This window comes from Ureibacillus aquaedulcis, assembly GCF_030418165.1.
Classification (GTDB): Bacteria; Bacillota; Bacilli; order Bacillales_A; family Planococcaceae; genus Ureibacillus; species Ureibacillus aquaedulcis.
The window spans coordinates 169,084-187,454 of record NZ_JAUHTQ010000003.1; the positions used below are offsets into that span (position 1 = coordinate 169,084).

Below are 18,371 nucleotides of genomic sequence, written 5' to 3' on the forward strand. Positions count from 1 at the left end.
TTATCCCCCTTTTTAAAATTGCCCTACGGCTTAAAAGAAAAGCGACCAAAAGTAGCTCTTACAAATACCTTTGGACGCTTTTTTTGCTATTTAATAAGTCCAAATACCTTTGGTAACCATAGTGAAAGTTCCGGAACATACGTTACGATCAACAGAACCACAATCGTTACTGCAAAAAATGGTATCAATGGGCGGATTACTTGTTCGATTTTCAATTTGGCTACACGTGCTCCGACAAACAGAACAGGTCCTACCGGCGGGGTAATTGTCCCAATACTTAAATTGAAAACAACCATGATTCCGAAATGTACCGGATCCATACCAAACTGCGTAACGATAGGTAAGAAAATAGGTGTAAATATTAAAATAGCCGGTGTTGGATCCATGAACGTACCAACTATTAAAAGAACGATATTCATGATGATTAAAATCACGATCATGCTATCCGTAAATCCTAATAGCGTGTCAGCAATTAGCTGTGGGATACCTGTAAAAGACATCACCCATGACATAATTGTGGAAACACCTATCAAGAAAATAACAATTGCAGTTGTACGCGTTGATTCCATTAAGATTCTTGGTAGATCTTTAACTTTAATCGTTTTGTATAAAAACGAGAGCAACAATGCATAAACTACCGCAATGGCCGAACCTTCTGTAGCTGTAAAGGCACCGTATATAATTCCACCAATTACAATGATGATTAAGAGAAGTGAGGGAATCGCATCGATAAAGACCTTTAATGCAATATTAAAAGGAACTTTTTCATTTCCTTTATAGCCCTTTCGCTTTGCAATCACATAAGCGGCAACCATACATGCAAGTCCCCATAGGATTCCCGGAATATAACCTGCCATGAATAATGCTGCAATCGATGTTCCACCACTTACTAAAGAAAAAACAATCAATGTATTACTCGGGGGAATCAACATACCTGTTGGTGCGGATGCAATATTGACAGCAGCACTAAACGTACGATCGTATCCCTCTTTTTCCTGCATCGGTGCCATTGTCGAGCCCACTGCTGCTGCAGCTGCAACACCTGATCCAGAAATCGAACCAAACATCATATTGGCTAATACATTTGTTTGTGCCAATGATCCAGGCATACGTCCTGATAATACTTTCGCGCAATTTACCAGACGCATCGCAATGCCACCGTTATTCATAATTACACCAGCCAAAATAAAGAATGGAATGGCTAGTAGTGTAAATGAGTTCATTCCCGTAAACATACGTTGTGCCGATGTTTGAACTGCATTTGCAGGATCCAACATGGAAAACATCGCAAGCATTGATGCAATTCCGACACTGATACTAATCGGCGCACCGATTATTAGAAAAAATGCTACACCAGCAAATAAAATTAAACCTGCTACCCCTGCTGACATCATCTGTCATACCTCCCCTCTTGTCATTACAAAATTTCCAGTGGTTTTTTATGTTTTAGAATAAAGTAGATATTGTAAATGCAATAGAATATAACGATTACTCCGCAAATTGGCATGACTGAATACAAATAGCCAACCGGTATATGTAAAGCGGCGGACATTTGTGCCCAGGCTAATTTTGTTATTGCTAAACCACCAGATAATAATACAAGAGCTGAGAAAGCAATAATGCTTAACTCTATAAAAATTTGAACTGCCATTTTAAATTTCTTTGGCAAAGCATCTTGGATAAATTCGATTCGCATATGCCCATTTTCCCCAAAGACAAATGCAGCCCCAAACAGGACTAACCATACAAAACAATATTTTGCTAATTCTTCTGAAAAAGTACTTGGATTGTTTAATATAAAACGTGTGAAAACTTGCCATGTCACTAGGAGAACTAATGCGCCGAATAATACGACGCATATAGTTGATAAAATCTTATCTAGCCAATTCTTGACTGTTTCCATATGAATTCACCACCACTTATTTCGCTGCTTCGCGAACTTTTTCGTATAACGCTTTAGCATTTTCGGAAGCCAGCTTCTCTTGTACAACTGATTCAGTAGCTTGACGGAACGGTTCTACATCTACTTCATTGAATTTTGCCCCTGCAGCTTCTGCATCCGTAATGGCTTTTTGTACGTCTTCTTCCCACATTTCTACTTCACGGTCAATCGCGACCGCTAGTTCTTCTTTAAAAATTTGTTGATGTTCTTCACTCATGCCATCAAATAAGTTTGAGTTGATCAGTAGGTAATCCGGGAACATTAAGTGCTTTGTATAAGAATAGTAAGGAGCAATTTCAGCGTGTTTAAGATTTGAGTAGATAAGTTCGTTATTTTCCCCACCGTCAATTACGCCCGATTGAATTGCTGTATATACTTCTCCTTGGCCCATAGGTGTACCTGTACCACCCATTTGTTCCATCATTTGAATATTTGTATCCGACTCGATGATACGAATTTTCATTCCATTTAAATCTTCCGGTGTATTAATTGGCTTTTCGCTGTTATATACATTACGTACGCCTGAGTGGAATGCACCGGCTATAAATAAACCTTGATCTTTCAGTGAAGAATATAAATCTCCGACAACTTCTTGATCGTTTAATACTGACATCTGATGTTCTGCTGATTCGAATACATACGGCAAGTTAAATACGGCAAAATCTTCATTGAAGTTCTCTAGTAAACTACCAGCAACAATCGACATTTGTACTGTTCCAGTTTGTACTAATTCAATGGTTTCGCGTTGTGCACCCAACAATTCATTTGGAAAAATCTCGATTTCATATGCTCCGTTTGTACGTTCATTAAATTTCTTTCCGAATTCCTCCATCGCTTTATATTGTGGATGGTTTTCCGGTTGGTTAAATGCCAATTTCAATACTTGTGTTTCACCATTTGAAGTTTCTTCTGCTTCGGTAGTTGATGCTTCCTCCCCGCCACAAGCTGCTAAAATAACTAATACTAATCCCATAACCCCTAAAAATAGTAATTGTTTAATTGATTTTTTCATCTTGGTCCCCTCCAATATGATTTTTAAATTAGATTTTATTAACAGGATAATGAAGCTCTTCATTCTTCACATATCTCACTGCTTCTTGTGCAACTTTTCTCTTTAACTCCTGTGCTGCTTGTTCCGAATACCAAGCCATATGCGGTGTCAGAATAAATTGATCTAGTGCTAGCAGCGGAGAATCTGAATCCATCGGCTCCTTAAGTGCAACATCTAAAGCTGCACCTGCAATTTTGTTTGATGCAAGTGCTTCGTATAAAGCGTCTTCGTCGACAATGCCTCCCCGTGAAACATTGATCAGAAAACTAGTCGGCTTCATTTTTTTAAACACATTTTCATCAAATAAATTCATCGCTTGGTCTGATGGACAGTGGATTGATATAATATCAGCTTGCTCTACAAGCTGCTCAAACTCTACAAATTCAATAAACGATAAACTAGAATCATAGTTTTTACGTTCTGCAGATATATCATGTGCAATCACTTTGCAGCCCAGTGCATGAACTTTTTTGGCAAACTCAGAACCGATGCGTCCCACACCTATAATCCCAACAATCTGTTCACTATGGCGATAGATTGGGATACTAGCTTGATAATCCCACTCGCCCGCTTTAACTAAACGTTCCATTTTCGTTATTTTCCGTGTAAGCGCTAGCATTAATGCCAATGCATGATCTGCAACTTCATGGGTTCCGTAGTCAGGAACATTACAAACTTGCACACCGTATTTCGTTGCCGCTTGCAAATCAATATTATTAACCCCTACACCATAACGAACAATCAATTTTAGGTTAGGCAACTTTGCGAAAACCCTTTCATTAAACGGCGCATACTGATTAATAATGACGGACGCTTCCTGGCAATTTTGAATTAGATCCTCTTCTGTCTGGTTCTGTTGCAGTACAAGTAAAAGTTCATTCTCTTTGAATATACTTTGTTCTATTTCAATATCAGCATGGTCACAGTCGGAAATAATTACTTTCATTTGTCATCACCCATCCAGTGTCTATTTCAAATCCTTCATGGCAACGTGGTCCATATCATCAAAATCCAAATTCTCTCCGCACATTCCCCAAATGAACGTATAATTTTTTGTTCCGATACCCGAGTGGATCGACCAGCTAGGCGATAACACTGCCTGTTCATTTGCCATCACGATATGACGCGTTTCATTTGGTTGCCCCATTAGGTGGAATACGCGTGTGTCTTCTTCCATATCAAAATAGAAATAGACTTCCATACGACGTTCATGTGTATGGCATGGCATTGTATTCCATCCGCTTCCTTCTTGCAGCTCCGTCATCCCCATACTTAACTGGCAAGTATCTAATACATCCGGGTGAATATACTGATTAATGACACGGTTATTCATATTGCTATCTGTTCCCATAGGTCGTTTAATTGCCTTTTCTTGGTCAATTTTTACAGTTGGATATTTGGCATGTGCCGGGCAGCAGTTAATGTAAAATTTTGCTGGATTACTAGAGTCAACAGATTCAAAATATAACTCCTCAGTTCCCCTGCCAATATAGAGAGCTTCTTTGTTATCAATTTCGAAAGTATCTCCATCACAGACGATGCGTCCAGGGCCACCCACATTAATAACACCCATTTCACGTCGCTCCAAAAAATACTTTGCAGCAAGTTCTTTACCGGCATCCAATGTCACCTTTTGATCGATCGGATAGATGCCGCCGTAAATTATTCGATCCACATGGCTATAACTCAATGTCCCAACATTCTCAACAAACAGTTTTTCCATTAAAAACTCTTCTCGTAATTTCTCAGTCGTGTAATGTTTCACATCTTCAGGGTGATGTGCATAAATAATTTTCATTAATTTTTCCCCCTTTAGTTAAAGAAAGCGCTATCAGAAAAACTTATGTTCCGCATTGTAGAACAACGTTCCAATTCATAAATATTATATGTTCTAAGATTTGTAATTACAAGAAGAATTTTATTTTTCTGTGAATTATAATAACAGTTATTAACTTTTTGAGATATCATTTACAAATCAATAGTTTTTCGAATATGATTGTTAAAGGCTACGAAATTTTTAGAAATGGTGGAGAAATAAAATGGCAACTGTACAATCAATTGAACGTGCTTTTATCATATTAGAACATTTATCCGAGCATCCAAACGGCATGCAAATCACAAAATTGGCATCCGCTACAAACTTATCGAAAAGTACGGTTCATCGCTTACTTTCAACACTCATTGAGTTGCAATATGTAAGAAAAGATAGCATAACAGAACGATATTACCTTAGCTTTCGGGCGTTATTTCTAACACGTAATATATTAAGCAATTCAAGTTTAATCACCGTTGCTAGACCTTTACTAGAAAACTTGGTTAAGGAAATTAACGAAACTGTGCATTTGTGTGTAGAAGAAAATGAAGAAGTTGTATATGTGGACAAAATCGAAAGCAATCAAACGATTCGCATGTATTCACGCATAGGTAGTCGTGCGCCAATGTATTGCACTGGTGTCGGCAAAATGATGCTATCAGGAAAAGATGAACACACTTTACAGGAAGTTATTTCAAGAATAAATTTTACAAAACGTACAAACTACACCATTTTGACGCCCACCGATCTACTTCAGGAAATTTCGAAAATACGAAAATCCGGTTATTCACTCGACAATATAGAGAACGAGGAAGGAATCCGCTGTATTGCCGCTCCAATCTATGATTTTAGCGGAAAAATCATTGCAAGCTTCAGCATTTCCGGACCTAGTACCCGAGTAACGATGGAAAGAATCGAAAACGAATTAGCTGATAAAATTTTACATACTTCAAGAGCGATCTCTTCCCGACTTGGATATGTGCAATAAAAATTGAAATTAATTAAAACGAAAAATAAAGGATATTACGTAAGAGCTTCACTCGAACGTAATATCCTTTTTCACATGATCATAAGATTATTTTTATTTAAATTTTAAATTTAAGAATAAGTGATTGAAGATCTTCCGCCAAGCTGGCAAGCGCTTGGGAGGAGGATGTAATCTCTTCCATCGAAGCCAGTTGTTCTTCTGTAGCGGCAGTAACCGATTGCGTTCCAGCTGCTGTTTCAGTCGCTACTTCGTTTACTTCTATAATCGATTTGTTGACATGACTTGTGCCTGTTAACAGCTTCTCAACATTTCCTTTGATACTTTCAATTTGTGGAACTGCTTTTTCGATAACTGTTTCAATTTCACTAAATGTATCACCAGCAACATGAACGACCGACATCCCTTGTTTAACCTCGCCTGTTGCATCTTCAACCATCTTCATCGTTTGGTCCGTATCCTGTTGGATGGCTGAAACAAGTTCCGAGATTTGTCGTGCCGATTTGGCGGATTCTTCCGCTAGCTTTCGTACCTCGTCCGCCACAACGGCAAACCCTTTTCCGGATTCTCCCGCTCTCGCCGCTTCAATCGCTGCGTTCAGTGCCAGAAGATTTGTCTGTGCTGCAATACCTGTAATGACTTCAATGATTTGCCCGATTTCTCTTGAGCGGGTAGAAAGTTCCGCAAACGAATCAACCAACGATCGAACCGTATTGTCGATAAACTTCATCTGATTATTTACTTCGTTAATCACTTTTCTTCCTTCAGAAGATAATCGTGAAGCTTCATCTACAGTATGCGATACAATTTCCGTATTGCTCATAACTTCTTCCGTATCATGATTGATTTGTGCAATCAAGTTTGTACTATCTCTGATAATGTCTACCTGGTTTTCTGCCCCGACTACAAGTTCCTGTATGGTTTCGGTAATATGCTCACTCGCCTTGGTACTTTGTTCCGCGCTGGCACTTAGCTCCTCGGAAGCTGCCGCAACTTGTTCGGAAGTGCTTCCCACAGTGCGAATCACTGTATTCACGCCTTCAACCATTTTATTGAATGAGGCATTCAGCATCCCAATCTCGTCTTTTGATTGGTAGTCTCCTTTTACCGTAAAATCACCGTTTTCCACAACACCCAATAATTCCTGTATCTTTCTTAACGGCCTTGTAATCAGGCTTGCGATTACTAGACTTACCAAGATTGTGATGATTATAGCCAGAATAATCGTCACAATAACAGTAGTTTTTGCGTTATCCGTAGATTCGGTCACTTCATTAAAAACTTGTTCAGATCCCTCTTTATTTGATTCTTCGAGATCTGTAAACAGTTCGTTAATAGCAACTCGTTTCGCCTCTAATTCATTTTGAAACACCTGGTAGGCTTCCTCATTCTTATTTTCCATCGCTAAATCTCTTACTTTTTCCCGAATAACGTTTTGCTCTTTATCCAGCGAGATCAACTTATCGAGTTGTTGATCAATATCACTTGGCAGTGACATTGAAGCTAACTCGTCAAAGTAAGTTGCCGTTTGATCAATGTTTAAATCTACACGTCCATTTAGGTATTCATTTCGCTCGGGATCATCCGTTAACAGTAACTCCAACAAATAAGCATTTATCGCACGGTTATTAATACTGATCCCACTGAGCAACAGACTAGGCTTTAATTGCTTGTTGTACAAGGTATCAACATTATTTGATGCACCTGATAAATTACTTATACTTACAAAACCTAGTATCAATAGCGAAATTGTAAATATAGATATTAATAATATCAGTTTCTGTAATACCTTTAAATTTCTTAAAAACTTCATACTCACTTCTCCTCATATTGTTTCATGATAACTCTCTTTGTACTCGAAGCCACCCATCCGGTAAATAACAGTTACATGATTATATTTCGGCAGAAAGTTTTATTAATTTAGTATTTTATTGATAAAAGATAAATGGATAATACTGCTTATATTTATCTGTATTTCCCAATAGGACTCTAGTTTTGCGTCCTGCTTAGTTACGGTAATTATCTACATGAGCTGTAGCGGTTGGGTCATGAAGCTTGGTGTAAGATTTCTATTTCAGAAAGTTATTCGAATAGCAAAAATTTACAATCCTCTTCGCAAAGTATAGGGATTAGGAGGTATTGGGAGTTGTTGGGGTGAGGGCGAACGCTGTATATTGTTCTGCCTTCTTTTCTTTTCTTTTCTTTTCTTTTCTTTTCTTTTCTTTTCTACCACTATAAGAATCATTTCTACCACGGAACTGATATTGTTGCTCGCTTTGATACCGTTTGGTGCAATCTACTTCTTAGATCGTTGTAATAGCAGCCACTTTGCATCGTTCCTGCAAGTTTCCTTCTTGATCGTCCTAATAACTCTCCCACTAAAAAAGCTACTTCCCAGTTAGTGCTGGAAGCAGCCTTTACGTTAAAAACTTATTGAAATGGAGGTAGCTTTGTTGACTGGGATTTCCAGCCAAGATGATTCCTTGTTATTAGACGATTACCGCACTTTCAGAAACACTTATGGATTTATTATGATGTCGGCCAATTGGTACGACAGACGGCGAATCCGAAACCGGGTCTTCAATGACTTTGCAATCCAGATTGAAAATGTCTTTAATCAACTCACTTGTAATGACTTCCGATGGTGCTCCTTCAGCTACAAGCTTCCCTTTATGTAGTGCAAAAATATGGTCAGCATAACGTGCAGACAAGTTAATATCATGAAGAACCATCACAATGGTTGTTCCGTATTTGCGATTTAAGTCCGTCAGTAAATCTAGTATTTCTACTTGGTACGTGATATCCAAATAAGTTGTTGGCTCATCAAGGAAGAGGATATCTGTTTGTTGGGCCAGGGCCATAGCAATCCAGACACGCTGTCTTTGTCCACCGGAAAGTTCATCAATATTGCGATCGGCAAATTCCGTAATATTCATGATTTCCATTGCTTCTGCAACAGCTTCATAATCTTTCTTTGACCAGCCTTTCATGAACGTATGATGCGGAAACCTGCCTCTTCCAACTAGATCTGCCACCGTGATTCCCTCAGGAACGATTGGTGATTGCGGCAAAAGCCCCAATACTCGTGCCAATTGTTTCGGCGGAATCTTATGGATTGGTTTTCCGTCCAAACTGATTTGCCCGGAAGTCGGCTTGATTAATCGAGCCATCGTTTTTAGCAGCGTCGATTTCCCGCATCCATTGGCACCGATGATAATGCTGATATTATTGCTTGGTATTTCAATGCTGATATCGTGCAACATGGTTTTTTTATCGTATCCAGCAGTGATGCTTTCGGCCAGAAACGTGTGTGTTGGTCTCATTATAAATCTCCCTTTCGATTGATTCGAATTAATAAGTAAATCAAGTAAGGTGCACCAAGAATACCCGTGATGACGCCAACAGGGTATCTAGCCACAAAGGCAAATTGTCCGATAAGGTCCGATGCCAATACTAAGATTACCCCTATCAAACCGGCTGGAAGGATATTTGAAAACCCGACACCCACCAATCTTTTTGCGATGGGACCGGAAAGGAATGCCACAAATGCAATCGGGCCTGTTGTCGCTGTAGCCAACGCAAGGATCAGCACCGAGCTGATAATCAGGATAATCCTTGTTTTATTTGTATCGACTCCAAGCGAGGTAGCGGCTTGTTCCCCCAACTCCAGCATTTCCAATCGTTTACCATAAAAAAGGATGATGGGCGTAAACACTATTACCATAAGGACAAGTGGAAAGAGAGTTTCCATCTTCGCCCCGTTCAAGCTGCCGCTTAGCCATCTCATCGCAGCAGGAAGGTCGTTCTCCTGGCCAATCAACAGTAAGTAATTGATAAAAGCCGTGAGCATCGCCTGGATGCCGATCCCGATCAAGATCAATCTCCCTATTGAGAAGGAAGACCCTTTGGACAACGCATAAATCACGAGTACCGTTGTAAGCCCGCCAATGACAGATGCGATCGAAATAACGGTAGTACTAGCCTGCAGCACAATGATACAAAAAACGGCAGCTGCACTGGAACCAGTTGTAATCCCTATGACATTTGGGTTGGCCAGCGGATTTCTTAGCATCGTTTGAAAGATATACCCTCCGACACCAAAAGCAAAACCAGCAAATACACCCGCAATCATTCTAGGCAAGCGGATTGTCCCTACTGCAAATGATGCCCCTTTTACATCTTCCCCCATGAGAACGTGAAAGACATCTTCTACTGGATAGATGGTATTGCCGAGCATGAGCATCGTAAAGCAAAGTGCTAGTGAAATCAAAGCCAACACAGAGGTCATAATGATAAATCGACGTTGTCTTTTCAGCCTGGAATCCATAATGGAATGTATAGTTTCATTTATCATCATAATGAACGTATTTTCGCTTTCATTGTAATTAAAATCAAGATAGGCGCCCCGACAAATGCGGTTACAATGCCGACTTCCAGCTCACCAGGACTGCCTAGAAGCCTTCCAAGTACATCGGATACGGTTAGAATGATGGCACCCGTAAGAGCGGACATCGGGATAATATAACGCAAATCGGGCCCGATCAGCAATCGGATGACGTGTGTTGCAAGTAGACCAATAAAGCCAATTGGACCTGCCAATGCGGTTGCAGCACCACATAGTAGGACAGCACCAAGAGCAGCAAAGAGTCGTATCGTGCCTGTTCGCACACCTAACCCTGTAGCCACCTCATCTCCCAATGCGAGGGCGTTTAATGCTGGGCCAGTAAAAATGGCGATAAGAAAACCAATAACTAAAAAAGGAACAAAAGTTGAAATCGAATCCCAGTTGCCTGCTCCAACACTGCCTACCTGCCAGAATCTAAATTGGTCCATCACGTTGGAACGTGGTATCATCACAGCTACCACTAACGATGAAAGAATCGCACTGGTAGCAGCCCCTGCTAAAACTAGTTTAAGAGGCGTAGCACCGCCACTCCCCATGGAACCAATGCCAAATACAAAGATCGAAGTAAGGATCGCCCCTGCGATTGCCAGCCAGATATATTCATTTGCCGAACTAATATTGAAAAAAGCAATCCCGCAAACGACAAATAGGGATGCTCCTGTATTGACTCCTAAAATACTTGGGTCGGCAATCGGATTACGGGTAACGGACTGCATTAACGCCCCGGAAACACCCAATGCCGCACCACACATCAAACAAAAGATCGTCCGAACAATTCTTTGCCGAACCACATTGGCCTCATGGGACAGAACCTCAGGATGGAATAAACCATCCATCAGATCTGCCCAGCCTACAATGCGAGAACCAAATGCAAGCGAAGCTAATATAGATACACCAAGTAATAGTAATAAGGGTATGAGAACTCTTAGTAAATTACGCGGAAGCTGCAACTGTTTTTTTTCTGAAATGGATACGTTGTTCATGTTAGTTCAGCTTTTTTGCAACTTCTGAAATTAAAGTTAAGTAATCATCAATTGTATATTCGATAGATAAAGAGCTTGGCGTACCGGCAGCCGCAAGTGGCGTGTTGTCTTCAATAACTACCACAGCACCGTTTTTGATGGCAGGTACGGTTCCAAGAATCGGATCCGCTTGAAGTGCTTTTAATGTATTCTCATCACCATATGTAATGAAAATTTCCGCATCTTTAAGGGCATCTGCATTTTCAGCACTTAACTCGATATAGAAGCTTTCTGCATCAGCAGTTTGTTCTTTCAGGCTTTCCGGATACTCCATACCTAGCTCCTCAAGGAATTCACCACGTGGATCGGCTGGTGTATAAATGTAGAATTTCGATAAATCCGTTGCATTGAACATAGCAAATGCTGCTTTTTTCCCTTTAATTTCAGGATATTCATTGGCTTTATCTTGAATTAACTTTTCTGTATCGGCAATCAGTTGCTGCCCTTCTTTTTCCATCCCCATAGCCATTGAGTTGTATGTAATTTGGTCACGCCAAGTAGCTACCCATGGAGTCTCTTGATATGCAACGACTGGAGCAATTTGACTTAACGTATCATAATCTTCTTGTGTAATTCCCGAGTAAGTAGCAAGGATGACATCTGGATCTGAATCGGCAATCGCTTCAAAATCCAGGCCGTCTGTATCTTGGTAAACGTTCGGATTTTCTTCACCAAGTTCTTTTAATTTTTCTGCAGTCCAAGGAAGCATACCAGTATCATCTTGCACACCATAGTTGGCAGCTGAGAAACCAACAGGCACAACTCCAAGTGCAAGTGCTACATCATGGTTTGACCAAGCAATTGTCGCAACACGTTCAGGCTTTTCTTCAATTACCGCTTCCCCTAAAGCATGTTTGATCACGATTGGATATTCTGTTGCAGATTCTTCCGTATCTGTTGTTGTATCAGTTGTTTCCGACTCTGTTGCTGCGCTATCTTCCGAACCGGATTCCTGATTGGAACAAGCCGCAAGTGCAAGCGAAAGAATCGAGATTAATAACAAGGTTAAAAATGAAAAATGTCTTTTTGACTTCATTTGAAATTCCACTCCCAATGTTTTAATTGATAATGATTATCATCTTCAAGTAGTACTATATATTTTATGGAATGAGTTGTCAATATATTATTTTTATTTCCAGATTTATAGGATGCAAGGGTTGTTGTGGATAGTCCTTAAACAAAAAAAAGATGGTCTTAAGCCTGTTGACTTAAAGACCATCTTTTACCCGAAATTATTTGAACTTAAATTAAATGAGAATACCTATTTTAGTTCAATCAATCAGTTATTCCGTTAATACCAATTTCATTTACTAACTATAAGAATCCATTGTATCAAAAAGCAGCCGTGAATATGGGTGGGTAAGCTGCCCATTTTCCCAATCGGTAAGGGTCTCCACAATTTCCCCTTCGTACATGATCGCGACACGATCACATAACTCTTTCGTGGACTCCAGATCATGTGTGATAAATAGATAACTAGGACCATCCAGCTTTTGAATCTTTTTCAGTATTTCTAGAATTGATTTTTGTGAAGGGCTATCCAAACTGGCAATCGATTCATCGAAAATAATCAGTTCAGGCTTAACGGCCAATGCTTTTGCAATACAGACACGCTGCTTTTGTCCACCACTCAACTGATCAGGATAATAATTCAAAAATGAGGCGTCCAAACCAACTAAATGCAGTAACTTAATACCTTCTTCATGCCAATTCTTTTCATCCGGAAAAAAGTTCCGAATGGGCTCTGCCAGTATTTCTGCCACCCGCATTTTGGGATGCAATGAGGCTGAAGAATCCTGCAGTACCATTTGAATGTTTTTATAGAGTGTAAAGTCTTTGAATCGTTTTGAATAGATGCTCTGTCCCTTCCATAACACCTGACCGGAAGTGATTTTTTCAAGTCGCATCATACATTTGGCAAGGGTGCTTTTTCCGCTGCCGCTCTCGCCTACAAGCCCGACGCTTTCACCTTTTGTAATCGCAAAGCTCACATTTTTGACGGCAATTTTACTCTTGGCATTCCCTCTTCTCAAGCGTAGAGGGTATTCTTTGGTCACTTTCTTCAATTCCAGTAATATCACAAAAGTACCCCTCCTTCATCCATATGAATGACACGGTCTGCATACTTTTTTATACTGTTTTCATCATGTGAAATGAGAAGGACCGTCAATCCCAGACGATGTTGAAATTGTTTTAATAACCCCAGTATTCTTTCACGGTTCACTAGATCAAGAGCAGTTGTTGGTTCGTCAGCGATCAGTATTTTCGGCTGCAAACTTAGCATCATGGCCAATAGCACTCTCTGCCTCATCCCCCCGCTCAGCTCAAACGGGTAGGATTCAAGAATCTGTTCCGGTTCTTTGAAACCAACATCATTTAGTAGATTAAGCAAAAGCTGTTCAAGTTCTTTCTTTGAACATGGTCTTCTTTGGCGAATCGTTTCCAACATCTGTTTTTTTACCAGTCTAGCCGGTGCTAAACCATTTAATGAATGTTGAATCATCAATGCCATATGTTCCCTTCTTAAATGTTCAAATTGCTTCTCATCAAAAGTCACAATATCTTTTCCTTCAAACAGAATTTGGCCTTTTGTTACACTCAGGCCTTTATCGAGCAAGCCAACCAATGCATGTGAAACGATGCTTTTACCTGCACCACTTTTTCCAGTCAGGGCAACCATTTCTCCCGGGTATAGCTCGAACGATACATCCTGAATAATTACTTTTCGCTGTTGCCTTTGTTTATATGTAACTTCTATATGCTCAACCTTTAATAAGGGGCTTCTTTCCAACCCTAAATACCTCCCTACCTAAAGTCATATCGTAGTTCCCCCAGTTTCTCGCTTACTAACTGGCAAGCCAGGACAAACAAAACAATTGCCAATCCGGGGAAAATCATGACGTAGGGGGAAATTTGAAAGTAATCTGTCGCATCATTCAACATCGCGCCCCATTCAGGCGTTGGTGGCTGGGACCCTAATCCCAGGAACGAAAGACCCGCAATATTTAATACAATCTTGCCTAAATCCAGCGCACCAAAAACAAGAATGGGCATTTTGATTTCCGGGAGAACATAGCGTCTTAATATACGAAAATGGGAATTTCCAGCCATCTTTGCTGAAAGGATATAATCTTCCTGAAAGATTTTCAGTACAAGGCTCCGAATAAAACGAACATAGCTTGCCCAACGAACCAATACAATCGCGAAAATCATATTGACTAAGCCGGGTCCCAATAAGCCCACAATCGCTATTGTCAGTACAATATCCGGAATGGCTAAAGTGCTATCGATGAATCTCATCATCAGATTATCCGTGCGCCCTCGAACAGAACCTGTCAACAATGCAATCGGAAGGCCAATCAACATTGTGAGGAACAGTATGATGAAAGCAGACGAAGCACTTATTCGTATACCATAAAGAATACGGGATAAGATACATCGGCCCAGATGGTCTGTACCAAATGGGTAGGTCCAGCTCGGAGACTGTAATCTTGATGCCAGATTTACCGCCAAAGGATCATGGGGGGCAATCCATGGTGCCAATAACCCTGCCAAGAAAATACCCAGAAGGATAACCAGTCCTGCAAGCAAGCCAGTATTCAATTGCTCTAATCTCTTCAACTTCATCCTCCCACCTCCTATCAAACTCTCAACCGTGGATCAATGAGTAAATAGATAAAGTCTACCAACATATGAATGCCTACAAACAAAATGGCAGCAAAAACAACGTAACCTTGAATCACTGGATAGTCACGCATATTAATCGATTCAATAACGTACTGCCCCAAACCTGGCCATGAAAAAATAGATTCTACTATGATGCTGCCGCCCAGCATAAATGCAAAGCTTGTACCAACCATCGTAACAATTGGCAGTAAGGCCTGCTTCAAAATCTGAAATACTAGTATTCTTTTCTTTGATAGCCCTCTTGCCCTGGATGCCTTTACAAAAGGCTGCTGCAACAGTTCCAGCATATGTGCACGGAGTACACGGGCATATACTGTACCCAGACCTAACCCAAGCGTTGTTGCGGGCAATATTAAATTTTCAAAACTGCCTCTTCCTATGGATGGCAGCCATCCAAGACTGACAGAGAACAGATAGATACAGAGGAATCCCAACCAAAATGTTGGTATAGCTGAGCCTAGCAGTGCTAGAACACGCCCGATTTTATCCGCTAGGCCATTTTCATAAACAGCTGTGGAGATTCCCATAACGAATGTCACTGCCAACATAATGGCAAGTCCTGCAAGTGCCAACTCCAGCGTAGCAGGTAATCTAACAAACAGCTCATTTATAACAGGCTTCTGAGAAACAAAGGACTCGCCCCACTCGCCTGTAAATATTTGCTGCAACCATTCAATATATTGGCCACTGATAGAATTGGTTAAGCCCAACTCACTCCGTAAAGCATGAATGGCTTCACTCGAAGCTGGAACCTCATTGGCTTTTAACATGATTGTTGCGGGATCTCCCGGTGAAATTCTGACCAATATAAACGTTAATGTCGCAACGCAAAAAACAACAAGGACCAATTGTAAAAGTCGTTCTAGTAAAAACTTAAGCATAGCATTCCATTATTCTTTATCGATATTTGCATGATTATAGTAATATTCGATCGGCAGTGCCTCAAAGCCTTGCAAATCTTTATTTACTGCAAATACCGTATTTGGATGAACAATATAAGAGTGAGGAACTTCTTCTGCAATTTCTTCTTGAATCTCGATCGCTAATTCAGTACTTTTTTCAGGATCAGTCGTTCCATGCATTTCATCAATCATCGCATCGACTGTTCGGGAAGCAAAATGGTTCATATTTGATGCACTATCTGTTTTATAAAAAGTCTCCAAGAAAAAGTGTGGGCTGCCGGTATGCGCTGTCAGCATACTATACATCGCAAGGTCCCACTCTTCATTGACCAATGTTTCATCAATATTCTCCACCTGACGAATATTTACTTTCATCCCTTGTTCAAGCAATTTGCTTTGAATAACTTCTGCCAACACTGTCAGTTCAGGGCGTTGTGGAAATGTCAGGAAAGTGGCTTCAAAGACTTTTCCGTCTTTTTCCCAAAGTCCATCCCTGTTCTTTGACCAACCATCCTGCTCCATTAATCCATCAACAGATTGATTTTCCTCCATTTGATCTAATTGTCCAAATTGCAATATCGATGAAAATGGCCCAACTGCTACAGTTCCTTGCCCCATCAGGACAGAATCCATCATTTCCTGGCGTGGAATTAATGAATCGACAACCTTTCGTACAGCTAATTGTTTAAATAGAGGAGAATCCATATTGTACATGACTAAATGTGTTCTTAAAGATTGGGCTGTTAACACTTCCAATTGCTCATTTTTTCCCAACACTTCAATGTACTCAACCGAAATATCTGTTGCACCATCAACATCTCCCGATTGCAAAGCCATCAACCGCGTATTAGCGTCCGAAATATACTTGATTGTGACTTCATCCAGTTTCGCTTTGTCACCCCAATAATCTTCATAGCGTTGGACAATCAGGGATTCGTCCTGGTTGAATTGCTTAACCACAAATGCACCTGTAAACGCTGGATAGCTATCCTCGCTATCTAGGGAGTCGACATCCATGATAATCGTGCCTGGGTCTGCCAAATTTGAGATGAGTGCAGCATTCACTTCGGTTGTTTGGATTTTCAACTGCGTTTTTGATACGGCTTCGATTGTTTTGATTTTTAATAAATCCTTTGTGCCTTGATGATTGTCAATGGCACGTTGTAGTGAATCCTTCACTGCCGTTGCATCCATTGCTTTCCCGTTATGAAATTTGACGTTTTCCTGCAGCTCGAATAACCAAGTTGTCTCATCCACTTGCTCCCATGACTTTGCCAACCACGGTTCAGGAACCAGCTCCTTGCTTAATTTGATCAATGTTTCCGCAGCACCGGAGCGCATAATCTCCCAGCTATCGGCACTATGCGGATCCAAACCCGATGGACTCCAAGAAAAGGCCAATGTCGCGGTATTTTCATTTTCTTCTTTGCTGAGTGCACTAACTTGTTCCTCTTTTGCCGAGCATCCCACTAATGCAAGAATGCACAAAGCCATGCAAAACCATGTAATGTAACGCTTGTACCACTTCTTCATTTTTATTTTCCTCCCAAAAAGGATTGATTATAACTTGCTGCGATAAGTCCTGTGTGCAAATGGCAAACAATCAATATAAAAAGCACTTCTGACATAGAGAGATCAGAAGTGCCCGGAAGGATAATAATGGCAGTGTCAAAAAAGCGACAAGATATATCCGCAAACGAACCACCTCCCTAATCTCCCGTAGGTTTTAGCGTTGTTCAATAGGCAGGTCTCCTGACTTATCTTCATCACCACCTGCGCCTTCCCACTTTTTTTAAAAGCAGTGGCATTATGCAGGTTGCTCTGAATTACAGTGGCGGGAACCGTGTCGGATTTTCACCGAACTTCCCTTTTAAGCTATCTATCGAATAGAAAGCACCCATTGAGAAAATTCTGAAGTTTTATAAATATTACCATATCACAGGACAAATTTGTCTATTAATTTACTATTTTGTCAATTCAAGCCACTATCCTTTTTCTAATTCTATGAGAGAAACTCTGGTAAAATAGAGAACAACTAGAAAATCCAATTTTTTATTCTCCCAAAACGATTATGAAAAAACTATATTTTAAAAGGAGTGTTTACCAGTGAATATTGATGACATGAACGTCCCTGCCCTAGAGGAAGTGTTTCAAATAATCATTTCTGTGGAACAACCTATTTTAGTGGGCCAGAACGTTGAAAATGGAAGAAGGCAATTAATCAGAATAACTTCTGGAGAGGTAAGCGGTCCTAATTTTTCAGGAAAAGTGTTGCCGGGCGGGGTAGATAGCCAAATCATCCGTAACGATGGAAAGTGTGAACTATCCGCTAGATATGCGATCCAATTGGAGGATGGTGCGACTATCTACATTCAAAACGATGGAATCCGTACAGTTCCACAGGAATACGTTCAACAAGTAAAAGAAGGAAAATTTATCGATCCGAGCCTCTACTACTTCATGACAGTACCCAAATTTGAAACCTATGATATAAAGTATTAATGGCTGGAAGACCACATCTTCATTTGCAATGCCAGCAGGTTAAAGGAAAATGTCTTGCTGAA

17 protein-coding genes and 1 riboswitch are annotated in these 18,371 nt (G+C 40.4%); of the genes, 2 read left to right on the forward strand and 15 right to left on the reverse strand.

The genetic code is table 11. The features are described from left to right. Positions 1 to 86: 86 nt before the first annotated feature. From QYB95_RS05670 to kduI, 5 genes are read right to left on the reverse strand one after another with little or no spacing between them, the layout of a single operon-like run. The gene (locus QYB95_RS05670; RefSeq protein WP_425609181.1) at positions 87 to 1,391 is read right to left on the reverse strand and encodes a TRAP transporter large permease; all 1,305 of its coding nucleotides are present in this window, start codon (positions 1,389 to 1,391) and stop codon (positions 87 to 89) included. A gap of 26 nt (positions 1,392 to 1,417) precedes the next feature. Continuing rightward, positions 1,418 to 1,903, reverse strand: coding sequence for a TRAP transporter small permease (locus QYB95_RS05675; protein ID WP_301137293.1), 486 nt, complete (start codon positions 1,901 to 1,903; stop codon positions 1,418 to 1,420). A 16-nt stretch (positions 1,904 to 1,919) separates the two neighbouring features. Continuing rightward, positions 1,920 to 2,954, reverse strand: coding sequence for a TRAP transporter substrate-binding protein (locus QYB95_RS05680; protein ID WP_301137294.1), 1,035 nt, complete (start codon positions 2,952 to 2,954; stop codon positions 1,920 to 1,922). Positions 2,955 to 2,982: 28 nt separating this feature from the next. Beyond that, positions 2,983 to 3,939 carry a C-terminal binding protein gene (locus QYB95_RS05685; protein WP_301137295.1) on the reverse strand — a complete coding sequence of 319 codons (957 nt, stop codon included), beginning with the start codon at positions 3,937 to 3,939 and terminating at the stop codon, positions 2,983 to 2,985. Between the two features lie 21 nt (positions 3,940 to 3,960). After that, entirely contained in the window at positions 3,961 to 4,791 is an 831-nt protein-coding gene (kduI, locus tag QYB95_RS05690) for a 5-dehydro-4-deoxy-D-glucuronate isomerase (protein ID WP_301137296.1), read from the reverse strand. A 241-nt stretch (positions 4,792 to 5,032) separates the two neighbouring features. Here kduI and QYB95_RS05695 point away from each other — a divergent pair, with 241 nt between their 5' ends. After that, on the forward strand, positions 5,033 to 5,794 hold the full coding sequence (locus QYB95_RS05695; RefSeq protein ID WP_301137298.1) for an IclR family transcriptional regulator: 762 nt from the start codon (positions 5,033 to 5,035) through the stop codon (positions 5,792 to 5,794). Between the two features lie 97 nt (positions 5,795 to 5,891). Here the strand turns inward: QYB95_RS05695 and QYB95_RS05700 are convergent, their stop codons facing one another. From QYB95_RS05700 to QYB95_RS05745, 10 genes are all read right to left on the reverse strand, one after another. Then, the gene (locus tag QYB95_RS05700) at positions 5,892 to 7,604 is read right to left on the reverse strand and encodes a methyl-accepting chemotaxis protein (protein WP_301137299.1); all 1,713 of its coding nucleotides are present in this window, start codon (positions 7,602 to 7,604) and stop codon (positions 5,892 to 5,894) included. 676 nt (positions 7,605 to 8,280) lie between these two features. Next, a complete protein-coding gene (locus tag QYB95_RS05705; protein WP_301137300.1) occupies positions 8,281 to 9,114 on the reverse strand; it encodes an ABC transporter ATP-binding protein in 834 nt (277 codons plus the stop codon). After that, positions 9,114 to 10,145, reverse strand: a complete 1,032-nt coding sequence (locus QYB95_RS05710; RefSeq protein ID WP_301137534.1) for a FecCD family ABC transporter permease — start codon at positions 10,143 to 10,145, stop codon at positions 9,114 to 9,116. Before QYB95_RS05710 ends, QYB95_RS05705 begins: the two co-directional genes overlap by 1 nt. Further along, positions 10,145 to 11,179, reverse strand: a complete 1,035-nt coding sequence (locus QYB95_RS05715) for a FecCD family ABC transporter permease (protein ID WP_301137301.1) — start codon at positions 11,177 to 11,179, stop codon at positions 10,145 to 10,147. The genes QYB95_RS05710 and QYB95_RS05715 overlap by 1 nt, the downstream gene beginning before the upstream one ends. 1 nt (position 11,180) lies before the next feature. After that, positions 11,181 to 12,254: an iron-siderophore ABC transporter substrate-binding protein gene (locus QYB95_RS05720; protein WP_301137302.1), complete on the reverse strand. Its 1,074-nt coding sequence runs from the start codon at positions 12,252 to 12,254 to the stop codon at positions 11,181 to 11,183. Positions 12,255 to 12,528: 274 nt separating this feature from the next. Further along, the gene (locus tag QYB95_RS05725; protein WP_345783706.1) at positions 12,529 to 13,299 is read right to left on the reverse strand and encodes an ABC transporter ATP-binding protein; all 771 of its coding nucleotides are present in this window, start codon (positions 13,297 to 13,299) and stop codon (positions 12,529 to 12,531) included. After that, positions 13,296 to 14,009, reverse strand: coding sequence for an ATP-binding cassette domain-containing protein (locus tag QYB95_RS05730; protein WP_301137303.1), 714 nt, complete (start codon positions 14,007 to 14,009; stop codon positions 13,296 to 13,298). The genes QYB95_RS05725 and QYB95_RS05730 overlap by 4 nt, the downstream gene beginning before the upstream one ends. A 14-nt stretch (positions 14,010 to 14,023) precedes the next feature. After that, on the reverse strand, positions 14,024 to 14,845 hold the full coding sequence (gene nikC / locus QYB95_RS05735) for a nickel transporter permease (RefSeq protein ID WP_301137304.1): 822 nt from the start codon (positions 14,843 to 14,845) through the stop codon (positions 14,024 to 14,026). Positions 14,846 to 14,859: 14 nt separating this feature from the next. Beyond that, positions 14,860 to 15,786, reverse strand: a complete 927-nt coding sequence (nikB, locus tag QYB95_RS05740; RefSeq protein ID WP_301137305.1) for a nickel ABC transporter permease — start codon at positions 15,784 to 15,786, stop codon at positions 14,860 to 14,862. 9 nt (positions 15,787 to 15,795) lie between these two features. Further along, positions 15,796 to 17,340, reverse strand: coding sequence for an ABC transporter substrate-binding protein (locus QYB95_RS05745; RefSeq protein ID WP_301137306.1), 1,545 nt, complete (start codon positions 17,338 to 17,340; stop codon positions 15,796 to 15,798). Between the two features lie 192 nt (positions 17,341 to 17,532). Continuing rightward, a riboswitch (cobalamin riboswitch) is annotated at positions 17,533 to 17,723 on the reverse strand. Between the two features lie 190 nt (positions 17,724 to 17,913). On the opposite strand from QYB95_RS05745, the gene QYB95_RS05750 reads away from it, so the two are divergent. Next, complete coding sequence (locus QYB95_RS05750) at positions 17,914 to 18,309, forward strand: DUF3237 domain-containing protein (protein WP_301137307.1); 396 nt, start codon at positions 17,914 to 17,916, stop codon at positions 18,307 to 18,309. The last annotated feature ends 62 nt before the right edge of the window (positions 18,310 to 18,371 follow it).

Bases quoted from the DNA above. Each gene is read 5' to 3' on its own strand.
- QYB95_RS05695 (WP_301137298.1), top strand. From the start codon at position 5,033: ATGGCAACTGTACAATCAATTGAACGTGCTTTTATCATATTAGAACAT.
- QYB95_RS05700 (WP_301137299.1), bottom strand. From the start codon at position 7,604: ATGAAGTTTTTAAGAAATTTAAAGGTATTACAGAAACTGATATTATTA.
- QYB95_RS05675 (WP_301137293.1), bottom strand. From the start codon at position 1,903: ATGGAAACAGTCAAGAATTGGCTAGATAAGATTTTATCAACTATATGC.
- QYB95_RS05745 (WP_301137306.1), bottom strand. From the start codon at position 17,340: ATGAAGAAGTGGTACAAGCGTTACATTACATGGTTTTGCATGGCTTTG.
- QYB95_RS05670 (WP_425609181.1), bottom strand. From the start codon at position 1,391: ATGTCAGCAGGGGTAGCAGGTTTAATTTTATTTGCTGGTGTAGCATTT.
- QYB95_RS05710 (WP_301137534.1), bottom strand. From the start codon at position 10,145: ATGATAAATGAAACTATACATTCCATTATGGATTCCAGGCTGAAAAGA.
- QYB95_RS05685 (WP_301137295.1), bottom strand. From the start codon at position 3,939: ATGAAAGTAATTATTTCCGACTGTGACCATGCTGATATTGAAATAGAA.
- nikB (WP_301137305.1), bottom strand. From the start codon at position 15,786: ATGCTTAAGTTTTTACTAGAACGACTTTTACAATTGGTCCTTGTTGTT.
- nikC (WP_301137304.1), bottom strand. From the start codon at position 14,845: ATGAAGTTGAAGAGATTAGAGCAATTGAATACTGGCTTGCTTGCAGGA.
- QYB95_RS05680 (WP_301137294.1), bottom strand. From the start codon at position 2,954: ATGAAAAAATCAATTAAACAATTACTATTTTTAGGGGTTATGGGATTA.
- kduI (WP_301137296.1), bottom strand. From the start codon at position 4,791: ATGAAAATTATTTATGCACATCACCCTGAAGATGTGAAACATTACACG.
- QYB95_RS05705 (WP_301137300.1), bottom strand. From the start codon at position 9,114: ATGAGACCAACACACACGTTTCTGGCCGAAAGCATCACTGCTGGATAC.
- QYB95_RS05715 (WP_301137301.1), bottom strand. From the start codon at position 11,179: ATGAACAACGTATCCATTTCAGAAAAAAAACAGTTGCAGCTTCCGCGT.
- QYB95_RS05720 (WP_301137302.1), bottom strand. From the start codon at position 12,254: ATGAAGTCAAAAAGACATTTTTCATTTTTAACCTTGTTATTAATCTCG.